This window comes from Paraburkholderia humisilvae (assembly GCF_902859855.1).
In the GTDB taxonomy this organism is placed as follows: Bacteria; Pseudomonadota; Gammaproteobacteria; order Burkholderiales; family Burkholderiaceae; genus Paraburkholderia; species Paraburkholderia humisilvae.
Genome location: NZ_CADIKH010000248.1, coordinates 1 through 2,666 on the forward strand (window position 1 = coordinate 1; position 2,666 = coordinate 2,666).

Genomic DNA, 2,666 nt, shown 5'->3' on the forward strand with positions numbered 1-2,666 from the left:
TCAATCGACTATATCGTGGCCATCATCGGTGTCTTGAAGGCCAACGCGGTATACGTTCCGATTGACTACCAACACCCCAGTGAGAGGAAGAAGCTCATCCTGGAGCAAAGCGGATCGCCTATCCTGCTGAGCACGGCCGGCGAGCGTGACGAGTGCGAGCGCGAAACCTTCGACAAGTGGACGCGCGTAAGCGTAGGGTCGCTGTCCACGAAGGCTCCAGCGAGCCGGGTTTCCTTGCCGGCAAGACCGTCCCCAAGCGAGCCCATTTACGTCATATTCACATCGGGCACGACCGGTGTGCCGAAAGGTGTCATCGTCGAGCACCATGCGGTGAGCCGTCTGATCCAATGGCATAACGCCAAATTTGAGGTTACGTCAGGCAGCCGTCACACCTTGATGGCTGGCCTGGGTTTCGATGTCTGCCAGTGGGAAATCTGGTCGCCGCTCTGCGCGGGAGCGACGTTACATGTGCTGGACGATGAGAAGCGGCTGGATACGGGTTTGCTTACGGATTTCTATCGCCAGAACAGTATTACGCATGCGTTCGTGCCAACCGTGATGGTGCCCAACGTGGTCAACGCCACCCGCAATCGCGTAGGTTCGCTAAGGTACTTGTTCACGGCGGGTGAAAAGCTGAAGCCAGTCGATACGGAAGGCATCTCCTATTCACTGATCGACTACTACGGGCCAACCGAGGCCACGATCTTCGCGACGGTTCATCATGTACCCGGTTCTGCGTCAGGGAAACCGGAATCAATCGGCCGGCCAGTTACGGATACGGAAATACTGATTCTTGACGAGCAGCTCAAGGAACGGCCTCCAGGGGAAGCCGGCGAACTGTATATCGCCGGTTCATGTCTTGCTCGCGGTTACCTGAACAATGAAGCGTTGACGCGCGAGCGGTTCATTCCGCGCCCAGGCCGACCCGGAGCGCGCATGTATCGCACGGGCGATCTGGCTCGGTGGCTGCCGGACGGAACCGTTCAATACCTCGGTCGTGGCGACGAGCAGGTGAAGATTCGCGGAAACCGCGTCGAACTCGGGGAGATTGAGTCGTTTCTCGCCACTCAGCAAGGTATCGAAAAGGTGGCCGTTGTCGTGACGGGCAGAGACGCTGATCCCACGAGAGAGGTCATCGCGTATCTCGTTACCAACGGGGCGCCTGGCTCCTTTTCACAGATTGTCCAATCGATCAGGGAAAACGTACGAGCGCATCTGCCCGATTACATGAGACCGGGGCGCTACATCGAACTGCACGACATGCCGCTTACCGTGAACGGCAAGACCGACAAAGCGGCCCTGCGCGCACAGCTCGCGGCAAGCGCCGCCGCGCCAGTCGACACGCATGCAGACGTGAATTCCATGGAAAGGCTGGTTTTCGATGTATTCCGTACGGTGCTGGAGCACGGCGACTTTGGCCGCCGGGACAGCTTTTTCGACGTCGGCGGACATTCCCTGCTGGTTGCCGAAGTGGTCTTGACGCTCGAGGAAAGGCTGAACACCAAAGTCTATATTCGCGACGTGTACCAGCATCAGACTGTGACCGCGCTTGCCGCTCATCTCCGGTCAAGGCTGCAAACGGAACTGCCCAGCATCGACGGTGAACCCATCCATCAGTTGCGCAACGATATCGAGCTTCCGCCTGCCATTGTGCTGAACAAGCCGTTTGATATCGACCGGTTGAAGAAGCCGCGCCATATCCTCCTGACCGGTACGACCGGATTTGTCGGCGCCCATTTGCTTGCCGATCTGCTTGCGACGACCGACGCGGTCATTCATTGCCCGGTGCGGGCGGCCAGCGACGCCGAAGCCAGGTCGAGGATCGACGACAAGCTCGCGGCCTACCGGATCGAAATCGAGGATCGCAACCGCGTCATTGCATACGCTGCCGATCTTTCGCTCGCCGAGTTCGGCATGGCACATGGCGACTACATGAAGCTATCCAGCGATATCGACGTGATTTATCACTCCGCCAGCGCCGTCAACTTCATTCAGCCTTATTCATACATGAAGAAGGACAATGTCGACGGACTCAAACAGGTCGTCTCCTTCGCTGCCAGCGACAGGCTGAAGGCGCTGATCCTTCTATCGACGATATCCGTCTACAGTTGGGGGCATCTACACACCGGCAAGACGGTCATGACGGAAGAAGACGACATCGACCAGAACTTCCCCGCCGTCCTGACGGATATCGGCTATGTGCGTAGCAAGTGGGTGATGGAAAAAATCGCCGACCTTGCCGCTGCGCACGGATTGCCGCTCATGACATTCCGCTTGGGCTATGCGACGTTTAACAGCCGCACGGGACTGAGTGCGAGCTATCAATGGTGGGGGCGCCTGGTCGAAACGTGTATCAAGTTCAGCGCCATACCCGATCTACGCGATCTGCGCGAAGGTTTGACGACCGTCGACTATATGACGCGCGCCATCGCCCATATTTCCAGGAACCCGGCGGCCCTGACGAAAAAATTCAACCTGATTCACTCCGATAAAAACAATCTCACGTTGAAGCAATTCTTTTCGTTGCTTGAGCCTCATGTCGGTGCAAAGTTCGACGTCGTTCCGTTCGCGGAATGGCTGAGCAAGTGGAAAGACAACCGCGACGCTCCGCTCTATCCATTGCTCAGCCTGTTCCGGGACAACATGTACGATGGACGCTCCACGGT

1 protein-coding gene is annotated in these 2,666 nt (G+C 57.5%); it reads left to right on the top strand.

The annotated features are described in order from the left end of the window. Nucleotides 1-15: 15 nt before the first annotated feature. On the top strand, nt 16-2,666 hold a 2,651-nt coding region (locus HV796_RS41540), incomplete at its 3' end, for an amino acid adenylation domain-containing protein (RefSeq protein ID WP_246356382.1).